At 72.1% G+C, this 15,540-nt stretch carries 13 protein-coding genes; 9 read left to right on the top strand and 4 right to left on the bottom strand.

From position 1 onward, the window contains the following. Positions 1–45: 45 nt before the first annotated feature. Together DTL70_RS10165 and DTL70_RS10160 are read right to left on the bottom strand one after the other, a co-directional pair. Positions 46–2,001, bottom strand: a complete 1,956-nt coding sequence (locus DTL70_RS10165; RefSeq protein ID WP_114021555.1) for a VMAP-C domain-containing protein — start codon at positions 1,999–2,001, stop codon at positions 46–48. 80 nt (positions 2,002–2,081) lie between these two features. Next, on the bottom strand, positions 2,082–2,786 hold the full coding sequence (locus tag DTL70_RS10160) for a putative immunity protein (protein ID WP_342776477.1): 705 nt from the start codon (positions 2,784–2,786) through the stop codon (positions 2,082–2,084). Positions 2,787–2,821: 35 nt separating this feature from the next. Here DTL70_RS10160 and DTL70_RS10155 point away from each other — a divergent pair, with 35 nt between their 5' ends. From DTL70_RS10155 to DTL70_RS10135, 5 genes are all read left to right on the top strand, one after another. Further along, complete coding sequence (locus tag DTL70_RS10155; RefSeq protein ID WP_245979204.1) at positions 2,822–4,360, top strand: ABC transporter substrate-binding protein; 1,539 nt, start codon at positions 2,822–2,824, stop codon at positions 4,358–4,360. After that, positions 4,360–5,307, top strand: coding sequence for an ABC transporter permease (locus DTL70_RS10150; RefSeq protein WP_114021554.1), 948 nt, complete (start codon positions 4,360–4,362; stop codon positions 5,305–5,307). The genes DTL70_RS10155 and DTL70_RS10150 overlap by 1 nt, the downstream gene beginning before the upstream one ends. Then, on the top strand, positions 5,304–6,284 hold the full coding sequence (locus tag DTL70_RS10145; RefSeq protein WP_114021553.1) for an ABC transporter permease: 981 nt from the start codon (positions 5,304–5,306) through the stop codon (positions 6,282–6,284). The genes DTL70_RS10150 and DTL70_RS10145 overlap by 4 nt, the downstream gene beginning before the upstream one ends. After that, positions 6,281–7,912, top strand: coding sequence for an ABC transporter ATP-binding protein (locus DTL70_RS10140; RefSeq protein ID WP_114021552.1), 1,632 nt, complete (start codon positions 6,281–6,283; stop codon positions 7,910–7,912). The genes DTL70_RS10145 and DTL70_RS10140 overlap by 4 nt, the downstream gene beginning before the upstream one ends. A 69-nt stretch (positions 7,913–7,981) precedes the next feature. Further along, positions 7,982–8,776, top strand: coding sequence for a class I SAM-dependent methyltransferase (locus DTL70_RS10135; RefSeq protein ID WP_114021551.1), 795 nt, complete (start codon positions 7,982–7,984; stop codon positions 8,774–8,776). Positions 8,777–8,846: 70 nt separating this feature from the next. On the opposite strand, the gene DTL70_RS10130 is transcribed toward DTL70_RS10135, so the two are convergent. Then, positions 8,847–9,587 (bottom strand): C39 family peptidase, encoded by a 741-nt coding sequence (locus tag DTL70_RS10130; RefSeq protein WP_114021550.1) that lies wholly within the window; start codon positions 9,585–9,587, stop codon positions 8,847–8,849. A gap of 303 nt (positions 9,588–9,890) precedes the next feature. On the opposite strand from DTL70_RS10130, the gene DTL70_RS10125 reads away from it, so the two are divergent. Further along, positions 9,891–11,117, top strand: a complete 1,227-nt coding sequence (locus DTL70_RS10125) for a DUF5808 domain-containing protein (RefSeq protein WP_114021549.1) — start codon at positions 9,891–9,893, stop codon at positions 11,115–11,117. Between the two features lie 37 nt (positions 11,118–11,154). Here the strand turns inward: DTL70_RS10125 and DTL70_RS10120 are convergent, their stop codons facing one another. Further along, on the bottom strand, positions 11,155–11,553 hold the full coding sequence (locus DTL70_RS10120) for a GntR family transcriptional regulator (RefSeq protein ID WP_114021548.1): 399 nt from the start codon (positions 11,551–11,553) through the stop codon (positions 11,155–11,157). Positions 11,554–11,644: 91 nt separating this feature from the next. Between DTL70_RS10120 and DTL70_RS10115 the strand changes: the two genes are divergently transcribed. From DTL70_RS10115 to DTL70_RS10105, 3 genes are all read left to right on the top strand, one after another. Next, complete coding sequence (locus tag DTL70_RS10115; protein WP_114021547.1) at positions 11,645–12,016, top strand: hypothetical protein; 372 nt, start codon at positions 11,645–11,647, stop codon at positions 12,014–12,016. Positions 12,017–12,269: 253 nt separating this feature from the next. Next, the gene (locus tag DTL70_RS10110) at positions 12,270–14,006 is read left to right on the top strand and encodes an SPFH domain-containing protein (RefSeq protein ID WP_114021546.1); all 1,737 of its coding nucleotides are present in this window, start codon (positions 12,270–12,272) and stop codon (positions 14,004–14,006) included. Then, positions 14,003–15,352, top strand: a complete 1,350-nt coding sequence (locus tag DTL70_RS10105) for an SPFH domain-containing protein (protein ID WP_114021545.1) — start codon at positions 14,003–14,005, stop codon at positions 15,350–15,352. The genes DTL70_RS10110 and DTL70_RS10105 overlap by 4 nt, the downstream gene beginning before the upstream one ends. Positions 15,353–15,540: the final 188 nt, after the last annotated feature.

Genomic DNA, 15,540 nt, shown 5'->3' with positions numbered 1-15,540 from the left:
CTGGCCACGTGCTGTCTCCTTGTGTCGGACGACCGTACCCCGGCTTCACGGGGAGCTGACGCGGTCTGTTGGCTCGGGGATGGGCCGGCGCGGATCGTCGTACAGCAGCGCGAGGTCCTCCGCCCACGCCGCTCGGGCGTCGTCCTTGCTGACGCGTTCGCGGAGGAGGCGTACTTCCTCCGGCAGGACCGCCACGCCACTCAACCCGCGAAGCATCGCGGCCGTCTCAGCCCGGAACCGTTCACAGGCCTCGTCGCAGCCGTACGCGTGGTGGGCCGTGCGGTGCCACAAGACGACACCGTGACCGGCACGCAGCACCTGGCCGAGAGGCCCGGCGCTCTGTGCTGCGGGACGGCACAGCAGGGGTACGGCGCCCGCAGAAGCGTGCTCCAGCTGCCTGTTGGCCAGGCTGACCAGGGGCAGCGCCTCCAGCTGTTCGCCCTCGGTGAGGCTCCACCGCTGCTGCCACTCGGGGGCGGGCGCACCGCGGCGGTGCAGATCACGCAGGACGACCTGCCGGTGCACGCCGAAAGGGTGGTCGTCCGCGGGGTGCGGCCGCAGACTCCGGGCGACGAGGCGGGAGCGCCACAGATGCACGTCCAGGTCGAAGTGCTCGGTGGGCACAGCGAACTCCAACCGGGCTCGCGCGGAGCCATGGTCGGTCCATGTGAACGCATTGCTCAACGGAGCGCTCAGCCGGTGGGGCAGCTCCTCCAGTGTCGCGCCTTCCCCGGACTCCTCCTCGGCCCACAGGCGTGGCGAGTCGACGCCCGCGTCCCACGCCCACACCCGCCAGTGGAAGCGCCCTCGAGCGTAGTGGTCCGGGTCGAGCTCCACGACGAGCGCCGCCGCGTCCTGGCCTGGCACCGCAGCCCGGGGAGCGGCCATCGCGCTGCGCAACGCGTCTGGCAGGTACGCAGAATCCGGCACACTGCGTCCCTTGGGCCCCAGCTCGCTCGAGCGGTGCCGCACGAAGCGCTCCAACCCCTCCGACTCCTCGGGGGCGGCATCGCGATGCACCTGCGAGACCAGCCACAGATAATGGAGGAACACCACGTCCTCGGCCGGGTGCGACCGGCCCTGCAGCCGCTCTCGCAGCCGCCCGTGCCCCTCCCGCCAGTCCCCGGGCTCCTCGAGCCAGATCTCTTCGCCGCCCAGCGCTTCCTCGATCATCCGGGGAACCAGGCCGCGGTCGGCGGGAGGCGGCAGAGCCGAGACACGGGCAAGAGCCGCGAGCGTGTCATCCGGCCGCCAGCTCCGCTCGGCCTCCGCACTCCCCAGCTCCTCCTGTGCACGCGCCCAGGAAGCGGCGGCGCTTCGCTGCCCGTGCCAGTGGTCGTGCCGGCGCATCAGTTCCCTGAACGGGTCCTCTCCGAGTGCCGTCTCCCCGGCCACGGGTACGGCCCGGGCGAACCCTCGCAGGGCCGTGGAGCGGATGGCGAGCCCGCCGTCCCCGTGCCGTCTCCGCGCCTTCACGACGCCGACCACCGCACCGTAGTCCTGATCCACGACCGGTCCGCCCGACGCGCCGTGCGGGATCGAGTGCAGTGAGCCGAGAGTGATTCCGTGGTCGCTATCGGTGCCGTTGCTGTGGCAGTGCCCGCTCCACGAACGGGGCTGGCCGCCGTCGCCCACGCGCCAGCCGTACAGTCTCAGCCGGCCGGGCGGATCGGACCGGTCCGTGAGCCAGACGCACGGATGGTCGATGTCCTCCAGCAACCGGACGAGAGCGAGGTCGTGTTCGGGGCCGGCCCCCGTCCCGTCCACCGGCTCCGTCCAGGGGCGGTAGGCGAGCTTGGCCGCGCATCGGTGCTTCGGGCCCTGGACGAGCAGGCGGCCGTCTCCCTCGGGAGGCAGCCGCTCCTCGAGCACGTGGTAGCACGTGAGGACCCAGCCAGGCGCGACGAAGAACCCGCTGCCCCACAGGGCACGAGGGTCCTGAACCGGCCCGATACGTACCGTTGCCAGCGTGGCGAGCTCGGCGAGCCTGGCCTCACTCATGGTCCTTCAAGGTCCGGCCTCCGCGCTTCTTCCCGTCGCCCGCAGCTCGTCGGGGCTGCCCCGCCGCAGCGTAGTACGGCTCAGTTCTCCCCGTCCTGCCGAAGAGGAGCAGGCCGGCCGGGAGTTGCCCTGACGTCGCGCAGAGAGGCGTCCAGGGCGGCCATGAGCTGCGCGACACGGTTCCTGCCGGCCGGCGCGGGGGGAAACCGGAGGAGGACCTCGACCAGGACCGGTGTGGCGCGCTGCCGAGCCCGCTCGATCGTCCGGTCCCCGGCTTCGGGATCGCCACCCGCACCGATCTCGGCGATACGCGCCGCGCTCGCGGGGGCACGCAGGATGTGACCCACCTGGTGAGCCTTCGCGATCGGGTGCAGGTAGGCGGCGGACGCGGCATCCCCGGCGGCACGCGCGGCCAGACGTGAGGCCTCGGTGGGAGCTTCCTTCGCTGCCCGGTGCGCGTCCAGCGAGGTGACACGCTGCAGTCTGGTCCGCCGCGCACCGCCGGCGAACGCCCACGCGGCGTCGAGGGCCGCACGCGGCCGGGGATCTTGCGGTACCGCGCTCTCGAACACGGACAGCACCTCCTCAGCCGTCCGTGCCACGTAGCGCGCCACCACGCGCAACTCGTCCATGGTCAGCTCGAAGTCACCCGGCACGCTCCCCGTCATGGCGGCAAGCATCGCACGCGCGGCCGCGGCGAGCGGAAGGCGAGGGCCGCCGCCGTGTGCCGTCGACTTGAGCACCTTGCCCCGGTCCATGGGGGATGCAATGATCAGAAGCCGCACTTGCATACGATGCGCAATAAGGGGGGAGCGGTTCCGTGCCCGACGAACGCACCCGCCGGCACATCCTCGGGCTGGCGGGCGGCGGCTGCGCGGCGGCGCTGCTGTCGGGCTGTGACGGGTCCGCGTCGGCCGGGGCCACGCGCCCGCGGCGCGGTGGCGTGCTGCGGGCGGCCTTCCCCGGCGCCGGTGCCAAGGAGACGCTCGACCCGCACAAGCAGCGGCAGTTCGTGGACATCGCCCGCCACAAGGCGATGTTCGACAAGCTCGTGGAGCTCGGTCCGACACTGCGCCCCGTCCCGCGGCTGGCCCGCAGCTGGGAGTCCAGCGCCGACTCGACGGTGTGGCGCTTCCGGTTGCGGGAGGCCGTCTTCCACGACGGCCACCGGCTGGAGCCCGAGGACGTGCTCTACAGCCTGCACCGCATTCTCGACCCGCACGCCGCGGATCACCTCGCGGCCAACTCGCTGTCCGCCCTCGACCTCGGCGGCTGCCGCGCTGTGGGCAAGGAGACCGTCGAGCTGCGGCTGAAGAAGCCCAGTGCCGAGTTCCCCTCGCTGCTCGCGGTCACCGGTGCGCTGATCGTCCGGCGCGGCTACCGTGACCCGGAGAAGCCGGTGGGCACCGGCGCGTTCCGGTTCGCCTCCTTCCAGGCCGGCCGCTCCTTCAGTGCCCACCGCTTCGACGACCACTGGGCCGGCGCCCCGTACCTGGACGAGCTGCGGATCCTGTCGGCCGCGTCGGAGGCGCGCAACAGCGCCGTCCAGGCGGGAGAGATCGACTACGCGCACGAGATGAGCCCCACGTTCGCACGGCTGATCGAGGGCAACTCCCGCGTCGCGCTGGTGTCGACCCCGCTCAGCGGCGTCGACGGCTTCGCCCTCAAGACCGACAGGCCGCCTTTCGACGACCCGGACGCCGCCATGGCGGTCAAGCTCCTCGTGGACCGTGAACGGCTCATCGAGGTCATCTCGGGCAACCGCGCCCAACCCGGCAACGACCTCTACGGCAAGGGATACGCCTACTACCCCTCCCACCTGCCGCAGCGCGAGCAGGACCTCGCCCAGGCACGCCGACTCGCCCGCCGCAGCGGCCTATTCAACCGGCGGCTCACCTTCTACACCTCCACCGTGGTCGAGGGGTTCGTCAACGCCGCCCACCTGTTCGCCGACATGGCCGGGGAGGCGGGACTCAGGGTCGAGGTCGTCTCGGGGCCGCCGGAGACCTACAACACCGACCAGCTCACCACCGGCGACATCGGCAACCACAGGTGCGGGGCCATGCCCATACCCACCTACATCTCCGAGCGGCTCCTGGACGGCTCCCCGCAGAACGCCAGCGCCTGGAAACACCCGGACTTCGACGAGGACTTCGTGCACGCCCAAGGCATCAAGAAGGAGACCGCACGCACGCGCGCCTACGGTGCGCTGCAACGCACCGTCCGGGACGAGGGCGGCCTGGTGCTGTGGGGACACCCCGACTGGCTCAACGCCGTCTCCACCACCGTGCACGGGGTGAAACCCGCACCGCCCAACACCGACAAGTGGGCACGGTTCGACGCCGTCTGGGTGGACTGATGGCACGCCACGCGCTGCGCCGCGTCCTGCTGGCGATCGCACAGCTGACTCTGCTGTCCGTACTGGTCTTCCTGCTGACCTCGTTGCTGCCCGGCGACGCGGCCGACGTCCTGTTCAACGACAAGACCGGCACGGAGCAGATCGCCAGGCTGCGCCACGAGATGGGGCTCGACCAGCCGCCGGCGCAGCGGTTCCTCGACTGGGCCAAAGACCTGCTGACCGGCGACGCGGGCACCTCCCTCACCGGTGGGCAACCCGTTTCCGGCATCGTCGCGCACTCCGTGGGGGCCACAGCGCTGCTGGCCGGTGTCACCGCAGTGATCGCGGTGCCTGTGGCCCTCGTTCTCGGCCTGGTCACCGGCTGCCGGGCGGGCGGCAGGCTCGACCGGACGGTCACCGCCGTCACCCTGGCTCTCGGCTCCGTCCCCGACTTCGTGCTCTCCCTCGCGCTCGTCGCGGTGTTCGCGCTGAAACTGGGCTGGCTGCCCTCCACCTGGATCGGGGCGACGACCGGCGATCTGCTCACCCGTCCCGGCCTTCTCGTGCTGCCCGTCGCCGTGCTGCTGGCGCGGACCGTCTCCCAGCTCATCCGGCAGTTCAGGGCAGGCACTCTCGGAGCCCTGAACTCCGGCTACGCGCAGCAGGCCCGTCGGCTGGGCGTGCCCCGCACGCGTCTCCTGCTGCGGCACGTGTTGCCCAACGCCGCGGTACCCGGCGTGCAGCAACTGGCCCGCACCGGCGACGCGCTCCTCGGCGGCGTCCTCGTCGTCGAGGCCGTGTTCGCGGTGCCCGGCGCCGCCACCGCCCTCATCGAAGCGGTGCGCAGCCGGGACGTCCCCACCGTCCAGGCGCTCACGCTGCTGCTGGCGGCGGCCGCGCTCTTCCTGAACGTCGCCGCGGACCTGGTCTCCCACCGGCTCTCGCCGCGAGTGGAGGTGCTGAGGTGAGCGAACACACCGCGCAGCCCCCACCGGCGCAGCCCGCGGCCCCGGGGAGCGGGCGACGGGCATGGACGGCAGGGAAGAAGGGCACCGGCGGTGTTGTGACGACCGTCGCGGCTGCCGTGCTGTTCGCCGTGCCGGTCCTGACAGCCCTGTTCGGGCCGCTGCTGGCGCCGCTGGCGGAGGCCTCGGGCCCCGGAGCCCCCTACGCGCTCGACGGGCGCCACCCGCTGGGCACCGACGGGCTCGGGCGCGACGTGCTGGCCCTGCTGCTGCGCGGCGGCGGCAGCACGCTGGGGTCCGCTCTCGGCGCGGTCGCCCTCGCCTACCTGGTGGGCGGAGCGGTGGGGCTCGCGGCCGCCGTCAGCCGGCACCGTTGGGTGGACGAGATGCTGATGCGCCCGGTCGAGGTGGTGCTCCCCATCCCTTCGCTGCTGGTCATCAGCCTTGTCGGGGTCGGCCGTCACGGAAACGCGTGGGCCGTCACGATGGCGGTGGCACTCGTGAACACGCCTGTCGCGGCGCGTCTCGTACGCGCTGCCGCCCTGCGGGCGGCGGCAGGGCCGGTGGCGGAGGCCATGCGGATGCAGGGGGAGTCGCGGCTGCGGGTCCAGCTGGGCTACGTGGGCGGCTCGGTGCTGCCGGTCGTGGCGGCCGATGTCGGCACCCGTGTCACGGGCGCCGTCTTCACCGTCGCCGCCGCCAACTTCCTCGGGCTCGGCATGGAGCCCACCGCGCCGGACTGGGGCGTGACCATCGCGGCGAGCCGTGAGGCGCTGCTCGTCCAGCCGTGGTCGGTGTGCGCACCGGCCGCGATGCTGCTGATGTTCACGGTCGGCCTCAACCTCCTCGGCGACCGCGTACTGGACCGTCGCGACCAACTTCCTCCGCGAGGCCACCGCGACCGCCGAGCCCGCGACCGCTGGACCCGTGTCCGCCGGGCCCGAGTGCTGCCCGGTGCGCGGAAGGAGGGCCGGGCATGACGCGGCCGCTGATCGAGGTCCGGCGGCTGACCGCGCACGCCGCCGACGGCACAGCCTTGGTGCGCGGCGTCGATCTGAGGATGGAGGCCGGGCGCGTCACCGCCCTCGTCGGTCCTTCCGGCAGCGGCAAGACCACCACGGCTCTGGCGCTGCTGGGAGAGGCCGGTGCGGGCGTACGGCTGTCGGGACATGTGCGGGTGGGGGAGACCGAGGTCGTCGGGGCCCACGGCATCACCGCGCACGCGGCCGGGGTGCGAGGCGGCACCGTGGCCTACCTGCCGCAGCACCCGGGCAACGCGCTCAACCCGGCCCGGCGCATCGGCGCGGTCCTCACCGAACTCGCCGCCCTGCACGCCCCCTCCGGCGGCGGGCGGAACGCCTCCCGTGCCCTCTCCCGCGCGGCGCTGGAGCAGGCGCAGCTGCCGCCGGAGCGGCCGGTGCTGCGGCGCTTCCCCCACCAGTTCTCGGGCGGGCAGCAGCAGCGCGTGGCGCTCGCGGAGGTACTCGCCTGCGGCCCTCGGGCCCTCGTCCTGGACGAGCCGGGTACCGGCCTGGACACGGTGACGCGGGCGGCCCTCACCCGCGAGCTGGCCCGGCTGGCCCGTTCGGGCCCTGCGATACTGCTCCTCAGCCACGATCACGCGATGGTGCGCGCGCTCGCGGACGACACCGTCGTACTGGAAGCGGGACGTGTCACCGCGCGGGGCACACCCGAGGCGGTACTGCCCGCCGCCCCCGCTCCTGTCACCGTGCGGGAGAGCGGGGAAGACCCGGACGGTGGCGCGAAAGAGCACCCGGAAGATAGCGGGGAAGAGCGCCCGGACGGTACGCCGCTGCTCCAAGCACGTTCACTCTTCGCCTGGCACCGTCGGCGCGGACACAACGTGCTGCACGACGTCTCGCTCCGCCTTCGCGCGGGGGAGTGCGTGGGGGTTGCGGGTCCCTCCGGAAGCGGAAAGACTACCCTGGCGCGGTGCCTGGCCGGACTGCACGAGCGCCTCGGCGGCGACCTCCTGCTCGACGGGGCGCCGCTGCCGGCTCTCGTGCACCGCGACAGGGAGCAGAAACGGCGGGTGCAGTACGTGTGGCAGGACGTCCACGACTCGTTCGACCCCCGGCGCACCGTTATCGACCAGGTGGCGCGCACCGCTGTGCGGCTGCGGGGCCGCACGGTCGACCAGGCCCGTGAAGAAGCCGGCGCACTGCTGTGCGAGTTCGGCGTACCGCCTCGGACGGCCGCCAGGCCGCCCGGCGCGCTGTCCGGCGGCGAGCTCCAGCGCGCCGCGTTCGCCCGCGCGGCGCTGGCCCGGCCCGATGTGCTGGTGTGCGACGAGATCACCAGTGCGCTCGACGCGGAGACCGCCGAACGCGTTCTCACCCACGTGGAGCACCTGCGCACCACCCGGACAGCCGTGCTGTGGATCAGCCATGACCTGCGGTTGATGCGCCGTGTCGCGGACCGGCTGCTGGTGCTCGACGGCGGTGGTCTCGCCGAGGCGGGGGCGTGTGCCCGGGTACTGGCGCGGCCCCGTTCCGAGGCGACGCGGCGCCTGCTGGACGCCGAGGAGAGGGGACAGCGGCGGCGGACAGCTCTCCCGGCGGAAGCCGGACCGCACCCGATGGGCTGAGCCGCCACCGCACGGGGGCCGATGACAGCGACGGCGTCGGCCCATGACAGCGACACAGGAGGAACAACAGTGACCGACACGTCCCTCACGACCGATTGGCAGGCCTGGCAGGCCAGTTGGGACCGGCAGCAGGAGTGGTACATGCCCGACCGCGAGGAGCGGTTCCGGGTCATGCTGGAGGTCGTCGAGGCGGTGGCGGGTCCGAAGCCCGTGGTGCTGGACCTGGCCTGCGGACCCGGCAGCATCACCGCCCGGCTGCTGGAACGCCTGCCCGGCGCACGCAGCACCGCCCTCGACCTGGATCCGGTGCTGCTGTCCGTCGCGCAGGGCACCTTCCGCGACGAGCACAGGGTGGAGTTCGTGACGGCGGACCTGACCGACCCGCACTGGCCCGACGCGCTGCCGCACCGCCCCTACGACGCCGTGGTCACGGCGACGGCGCTGCACTGGCTCACCGCGGACGCGCTGCGCGTCGCCTACGGCCGGATCGCCGAGGTGCTGCGCGAGGGCGGCGTGTTCCTCAACGCCGACCACATGCGCGACGACGAGGCGCCCCGGCTCAATGCCGCACTGGGGACCTACCACGCCGCCCGCAAGGAGCGTGACCTCGCCGCGGGCGCGCAGGACTGGCGCGCGTGGTGGACGAGCGTCGCCCGGGATCCCGCCCTGGCGGAGCAGGCCCGCCGGCGGTTCGACCTGTTCGACGATCCGCGGCAGCCGAAGCCCGGGGGCGACGGACAGATCCGCGAGGACCGCCCCGTCACCACGGCCTGGCATCTGGAGGCTTTGCGGGAAGCGGGTTTCGGCGAGGCACGCCGTGTGTGGTGCTCGACGAGCGACGCCGTCCTGGCAGCGCTGCGCTGAGCCCCGAGGAGGTGGGGGAGGCGCCCCTGCGGTGGCTGCGTCCGGCAGGCCGCCGCAGGGGAGGTCGGGCTCAGCCGGCGTAGCCCTTGGGCGGTACCAGGCTCGCCAGCTGGTCGAAGGACAGCCAGTAGATCTGGTTGCCGCCGAAGTTGGCGGGGTCGGCGATCAGCACGCTGCCGTTGGCGTCGTCGTAGCCGATGACGGTGAAGTAGTGGTAGATCGTCTGGTCCGACGGGTAGCCGGGAGGCTGGTTGCCAGGCGGGGCGACGATGTTGGTGACCAGCGGGAAGTTGTTGTCGATGCCCCTGACGACATCGGCCCACAGCTGGTCCTTCTGCTCCTGCGTGGGCGGGTCGTTCGGCATCTCCGTGGTCTTGTACCAGTCCGTGCCCAGGTTGCTGTTGAGGACGGTGGTGACCTGGCCGATGTGGTCCGTGCCGTTCTCGTCGGTGCCGAGCTGGGCGGCGAGGTCCGCCTGGGAGGGCGGGGCCGTCCGTGCGGAGAGGGCGATGCGGGTGGCGGCGGGACCGCACCAGTACCCGGTGTCCTGCACCTGGTACTCGACGTCGAGGGTCTTGGAGGCCTTCGTGCGCGCGCCCTCGGTGCGCAGCGTGGAGCCGTCACGTGTGATGTCCACGGACCGGGCTGCGCCACCCGGCAGCGCCTCGACCTGGTGGGCGACCCGGCCCGCGTCGAGCGGCTGGGCGTGGATGGTGGAGGACTCGGCAGCGGCCGGCTGCACCAACGCGGGGACGGCCATAAGCCCGGTGGCGGTGAGTGCCACGGCCACGGCCGCGGATCTGATACGCATGAGCGCTCCCTTGCAGTGGGGGAATGGAAGCGAAGTGAGCATGCCAAGACGAGCGGGGTTGTACAAGGCCAACGGCAAGTGGCCTGCCTCGTGCCGGCCGAACCCCGGGCGGCGATCGCCCAGTTGAGGGGGCGGCCACTCGTGACGGCCCGCCGTGCGCGGTTACGCTACTGGAGGAGGGGGAACCGGCCCGGAAGGACGCGCGCGGCGGCTCCCGGTTCGGCCCGAACGGTCCAGGCCACCGCGGCACCGGTGGCGTCCTGAGCCCGGTGGGGCGGAATGATTCGGTACGGAACGGAACAGGTGAACGCCGTGCTCGTCAGCTCGCTCCTCAACGCGGGTCTGCTCCTGCTCCTGGGCGCCGCCCTCTACGCGGCACCGAGCGCCCTGCTGAGCCCGGGAACGGTGCCGTTCGGTGTCCGGGTGCCCCCGAGCCGGGCAGAAGACCCGCAGGTCGGCGCCGTACGCCGGCGGTACCGCGCGGCGGTGCTGTGGGCCACCGCGGTCGCCACGGCGGCAGCGGCGGCAGAGGGCGCGCTCCTCGAGGGTGTCGCGGCCGTGGTGGTGCCGGGCCTGCTGCTGTGCGCCGTCGCAGCCGTGATGTGGCTGCGCGCGCACCGAGCCCTGGCCGGGGCGAAGAAGCGCGAGCAGTGGTACGCGGGGCTGCGGCAGGGGGTGGTGGCCGACACCTCGCTGCGTACCGATCCTGTGCGCGTCCCGTGGGCGTGGGCGGTTCCGTCGGGTCTCGTCATCGCGGCCACCGTCGCGGTGGGCGCTGCCGTCTACCCGGCGTTGCCCGACACGTTGGCCGTACCGACACGCACAGGCGACGGGACGCGCCACCACGAGGTCGCCACGACCTTCTGGACGGCCTTCAGCCCGGTGTTCGGCCAACTCGTGGGAAGTGCGGCAATGCTCGCGCTCGTCGCCGCCCTGCTGCGCTCGCGGCCCGATCTGGAGGCGTCACGGCCGGCGGCCGGGGTGGCACGCCACCGTCGCTTTCTGGCCACGACCTCGCGTGCCCTGCTCGCGATCTGCGCGGTGGTCGACGTCATGCTGCTGGGGCTGTCCGTCATGGTGTGGTCCGGCGACCGCTCCCAGGCGCCGCTGTTCGCCGTGGTCGGCATCCCGGCCCTCGTCACGTTCGGCATCGTCGCCGGCCTCGTCGTGAGGGTCGGCCCCGGAGGGCGGCGGCTCGTGGAAGGGCAAGCCGCAGCGAACGCAGCGAACGCAGCGGACACGGCGGACGCAGCGAACGCAGCGAACGCAGCGAACGCAGCGGACGCAGTGGACGCAGTGGACACGGCGGACCCAGAGGGCACCGGGCTCGTGCAGCGGGACGACGACCGGTACTGGTATGCGGGAGGCACTGTCTACGCCAACGGCGGCGACCCCGCGGTGCTCGTGCCGTCTCGCGTCGGCATGGGCTGGACTCTCAACCTCGGCAACCCGCGGGCACTGACCGGCATGATCGTCGTACTGGTCGCTGCCGGCTCCGCCGCTCTCGCGACCGCCGGACTGCTCGCCTGAAGCCTGCGGTCGGAAACTCCCCGGGCGTCCGCACCGCTCAGCCGACGTCCTCCGGCGTCTCGAATCCGTCCAGGACGGCCCGCACCCGGTCGACGACCTCGTGCCGGGGGATTCCGCGCACCACGGCCTCGGCGAGAAGCGTGCGGGCACGCCGCTCCCAGTGCGCCGCCCCCTCCGCGTCCGCGGGGCCCCGGCCCGCGTCCGGGCGCACCACGGCTCCGCTCTTGCGGTTGATCCTGATGATGCCCTCACGGCGCAGCAGGTCGTAGGCCTTGTTGACGGTGTGGAAGTTGATGGCCAGGTCCACCGCCAGCTGCCGGGTGGAGGGTAGCGAGGTGCCACCGGGCAGCCGGCCGTCGGCGATGGCCTCCACCACGCGGTCCCGGATCTGCTGGTAGATCGGCACCTCACTGTCGAGGTCGAGTACTAGGTGCACCAGTCCACTTTATCTGTTATACATTTACTAGAACAGCTGCTCATCGGGGACGGCGCCCTCCGCGGTGCCGGACGAGAGGGGGAGAGCGTCCATGGCAGTGATGAAGGTGCACCGGGACTCACTGACGGTCGAGTTCAGCAGTCGGGAGAGCGTGTGGGCCCGCAGGCGGTCGGTGACGGTTCCGCTGGCGGCCGTGCGTGAGGTCGCGTGCGTCGAGCGACCGCTGCGCGAGACCCGCGGAGGCCGCATGGGCTATCAGTCCTTCTTCGCGAAGATCGGCGTGTGGGGCGTCTTCACCGGGACGCGTCAACTGGTCGCGGCCCGACGCGGCGAGCCCGGGGTGCGGGTCGTACTCGACAGGGCGGCCGCGGGCGCTGATGTCGACGAGATCGTCGTGTCGCACAGCAACGCCGCGGGGCTTGCCCAGGACATCGCTCGCGGTGCGGGGAGCGCGGCGGCGTGACCCACATGTCCGGCGCGAAGACACCCGCGGGTGTCTTCGCGCCCGGCCCGAGACCGGACCCCGCGTCGGTGGCACCGGACCTGACCCGGCATCTGATCGCGCGGCATATGTGTTAACCGCCGGCAACGGGGAAGCAGCCGCTTACCGGGGGCCTTGATGAATCCTTTACTTCACCGCGTTCTGGGTGAGGCCCCTCGCAGGTGCAGAGCAACGGGGGCGTGCGACACGCGTCCCACATGAACAAGGGGGTTGTGTGGCACGGGAGAGTGTGCGCAGAGTCGCACGGGCCGTGACCAAGGGCGCCGACGCGCGCGAAGCGGTTGAGGGCGAGGTGCGCCGCAGGGCCGGCGGCGCGGCCCAGGACGGGGAGCGCAGGGAGGACGGGATCGACCCGTCGGACTTCCCCGCCGCGCGCGAACAGGGCGGCTCCATCGACACCGTCATGGAACAGAAGACGGTGCCGCTCGACGAGGCCGGTGAGGAACTCAACCACAGCGCGCTCAAACGCGACGGGTTGGAACAGGTGCACCGCATCTGTCCGATGGTGCTGCCGCGCGGGCGGTCGTTCATGACCATGCTGCCGGTCTCGATGCTGCTCGTCGTGGGCTTGATCGGCGTGGCGATCACCTCCGCCATCTCGTCGTTCACCGACAGCAGTCCGCTGGTCAATCCGCTGTTCGGCGTCCACTACTGGGTGCTGTCCCTCGGCGCTGTCGCCTTCGTGTGGTGGCGGCAGGGGATGGTGATGGTGCCGGACGGGTGCCACGCGCTGATCACCCGGTTCGGAAAGCTGGAACAGGTGGTGGGCCCGGGACGGGTCATCCTGCTCAACCCGTGGAAACGCGTCTCGTACATCATCAACACCACGCGTGAGTACCCGTTCAACGCGCCCGTGCGCGAGGCGCCGACGCGGGGCGGGGTGAAGGCGTCGATCGACCTGTTCATCCAGTTCCGGATCAGCGACCCGGTGGAGTTCGTCTACACGCTCGGTGCGGTGCGCGGCTTCGAGGAGAAGCTGAGCAACGCGGTCAGCGAGACCATCCGCAGCCTCATCTACGAGCAGGAGGCCGCGGGTATCTACGACATGGTGGGCGAGGACACCGGCAGGCTGCTCGAACAGCTCAACCAGCAGTTCCGGCCCGCTGTCGAGCTGACGAACGCCAACATCACACACGCCGAGCCCGCCGATCGCGGATACCGCATGGACCTCGCCTCCCCGGAGATGGTGCGGGTCGCGAAGGAGGCCTACACGCACGAGTACGCACTCCAGCTGCGCAAGGAGCAGGACGAGGGCGACCTCACCAAGGAGCTGGCCTCCCAGCAGGAGGAACTCTCCGCGATCCAGGCGGAGATCGCGCAGTACCAGGCGCAGATGGACACCTCCGTCGAGCGCGAGACCAATCGCGCCGGAGCACTGGCCAGGCAGCGCTACGTGCAGGCGGAGTCCGAGGCGAAGGCCAACGCGGCGCTGCTGGAAGCGCAGGCACTGGACATCCGCGCGGTCACCGCCGCCGAGGCGCCGGAGATCCTGGAGTACCGCTACCAGCAGCAGGTGCTGGACACCCTGGAGCAGGTCGCCGACCACCTGCCCCGGCTGGTGCGGATCGGCGGTGCGGACGACGGCGCGGACGGCGCCGTGGGCGTGAACTTCCTGTCGCTCGCCCGCGAACTGGTCGGCGAGCGGGGCGGGGAGCTGTTCTCGCAGGAGGACATGGCAGCGGTCCGCGCACGGCTGGCCGAGGTGTCGGCCCGGATCGAGGAGCGGGAAGCCGAGATCAGCGCGCTGCGCGAGGCCGACCAGCCGACCGTGCCCGCGCAGACGGGCGGCGGTGGGGTGCCGGTGCCCGAGGACGCGGGGCCGCACAGCGAGCGCGGCGGAGGCGGGGACAACGGCGGTCGATCCGCCGCGGAGCAAAGCGGGCGTGGGGCCGGGAACGGCGCCGAGGGTCCTTTCGGGCCGAGCGATGATGTCTGGGGGGAGTCCGAATGAGCACGGCGGTGGGCAGCCGCAGGTCCGTCATCTCGGAGGAGGTGGCGCCCTGGAGTGACATTCCGCAACTTCTGCGCGGCGGTGAGGCGGGCACACTCGTTCCCGTCATCATCCCCAAGCACCGCCGCCGTGTGTGGTGGATGGTGCCGTGCTGGCTCGGTCTGCTGGCCGTGGCCAGCGGCGCCATGGCCAGTGCGCAGTCCCCGGACGGCACCGCGGGCGAGGTGTTCGACACGCTCGCGACCGTCACTTTCGTGTGCGGACTGCTCTTCCTCGTCGTCGGGGCGCTGTGGTGGTGGCGTTCCTCGATCGTGGAGATCGAGCAGGGCACCAACGGGATCCTGACCCGGTACGGTGCCATCACGCGCACCCTGGACCCGGGTCGGCACTACCTGTGGCATCCCTGGTCGCGGGTGGACTTCGTGGTGGACACGGCCACCGAGATCCCGTACTCGGCACCGGTGGTGGCCTGCCCGACGCGGGAGAACGTGCCGCTGCGCGCGATCGAGTTCTTCCTGAAGTTCCGCATCACGGACGCCGTGCTGTTCGTGCGTACCATCGGCGCGGGCAACTTCGACCTCGTCCTCTCCAACGCCGTGCAGGACGCCATCCGGCAGCGCGGCCGCCACGTGCGCACCGAGCAGGCGTACGACCTGCGGGGCTCGGATGTCGCCGACATGCAGGAGCTGCTGAACCGGCAGCTCTCGCGCTACGGCGTGCGCATCACGGGTGCCAACATCCCCGACGTGCAACTGCCCGCGCAGTACCAGCAGCACCTGGCGACCCGCGAGCGGGTCGCCAAGGAGGCCACCGCGTACGAACAGGAGTGGGGGCTCTCCCGCAAGCGCCGCATCGACAGCCTGCAGATGGACATCGAGCGTGCCAAGAAGGTGCGCGACGCGCGCATCGTCGAGGTGAAGGCGGCACTCAACAAGGCGCGGGAGCAGGTCGCGCAGCTCCTGGAGGAGCAGGAGACCGAGGCGCAGAACGTGCGCTTCGAGATCGAGACCCGGGGCCGCAGCGGGCTGATCGCGGCCGAGAACGAGGCGCGCGCCCAGCGCACCCTCGCGCAGGCCTACCGCGACAACCGTGCGGTACTGCAGTACGAGCTGGCGCGGCGCAGGCTGGACGTGGGCGCCGTGCTCGCCGGCAAGGCTCCACAGCCGGTGGTGCTGCGCACGGACGGCTCCGCCGGCGGCGACACCTCGGCGCTGGCCACGCTGCTGGCCGCACAGCTGCTGCCCGGTCTGCACCAGCTGCCGAGCGGTGGGGCTCCCGAAGCAGCCGTGAGGCCCGACCCCACGGCTGTGGGTGAGGCCGTCGCGGACGTGTGGCAGCGCAAGTAGACCGCCACACCCCGCCCACGCGGTCCCACGCCCCCGCTGCGTCCGCAGCGGGGGCGTGGCGCGTTCCGGTGGTCCTGCGCACCGGTGACCCGCCCACGTACACCTCCCGTACCCCGGGGAATGGGTGTCGCTGCGGATGGCGGCGGCCGCGGGGCCGCGCGATTCTGGAGACGGAACCGGCATCAGTC

This window comes from Streptomyces diacarni (genome assembly GCF_003323715.1).
Taxonomy (GTDB): domain Bacteria; phylum Actinomycetota; class Actinomycetes; order Streptomycetales; family Streptomycetaceae; genus Streptomyces; species Streptomyces diacarni.
Note: the sequence above shows the minus strand (reverse complement) of the source record. Positions and strands in the feature narration are given on the sequence as shown.

What these genes read in the sequence shown, in the direction of transcription:
- DTL70_RS10165 (WP_114021555.1), bottom strand. Translation starts at nt 2,001, where the DNA reads ATGAGTGAGGCCAGGCTCGCCGAGCTCGCCACGCTGGCAACGGTACGT.
- DTL70_RS10150 (WP_114021554.1), top strand. Translation starts at nt 4,360, where the DNA reads ATGGCACGCCACGCGCTGCGCCGCGTCCTGCTGGCGATCGCACAGCTG.
- DTL70_RS10140 (WP_114021552.1), top strand. Translation starts at nt 6,281, where the DNA reads ATGACGCGGCCGCTGATCGAGGTCCGGCGGCTGACCGCGCACGCCGCC.
- DTL70_RS10130 (WP_114021550.1), bottom strand. Translation starts at nt 9,587, where the DNA reads ATGCGTATCAGATCCGCGGCCGTGGCCGTGGCACTCACCGCCACCGGG.
- DTL70_RS10115 (WP_114021547.1), top strand. Translation starts at nt 11,645, where the DNA reads ATGGCAGTGATGAAGGTGCACCGGGACTCACTGACGGTCGAGTTCAGC.
- DTL70_RS10105 (WP_114021545.1), top strand. Translation starts at nt 14,003, where the DNA reads ATGAGCACGGCGGTGGGCAGCCGCAGGTCCGTCATCTCGGAGGAGGTG.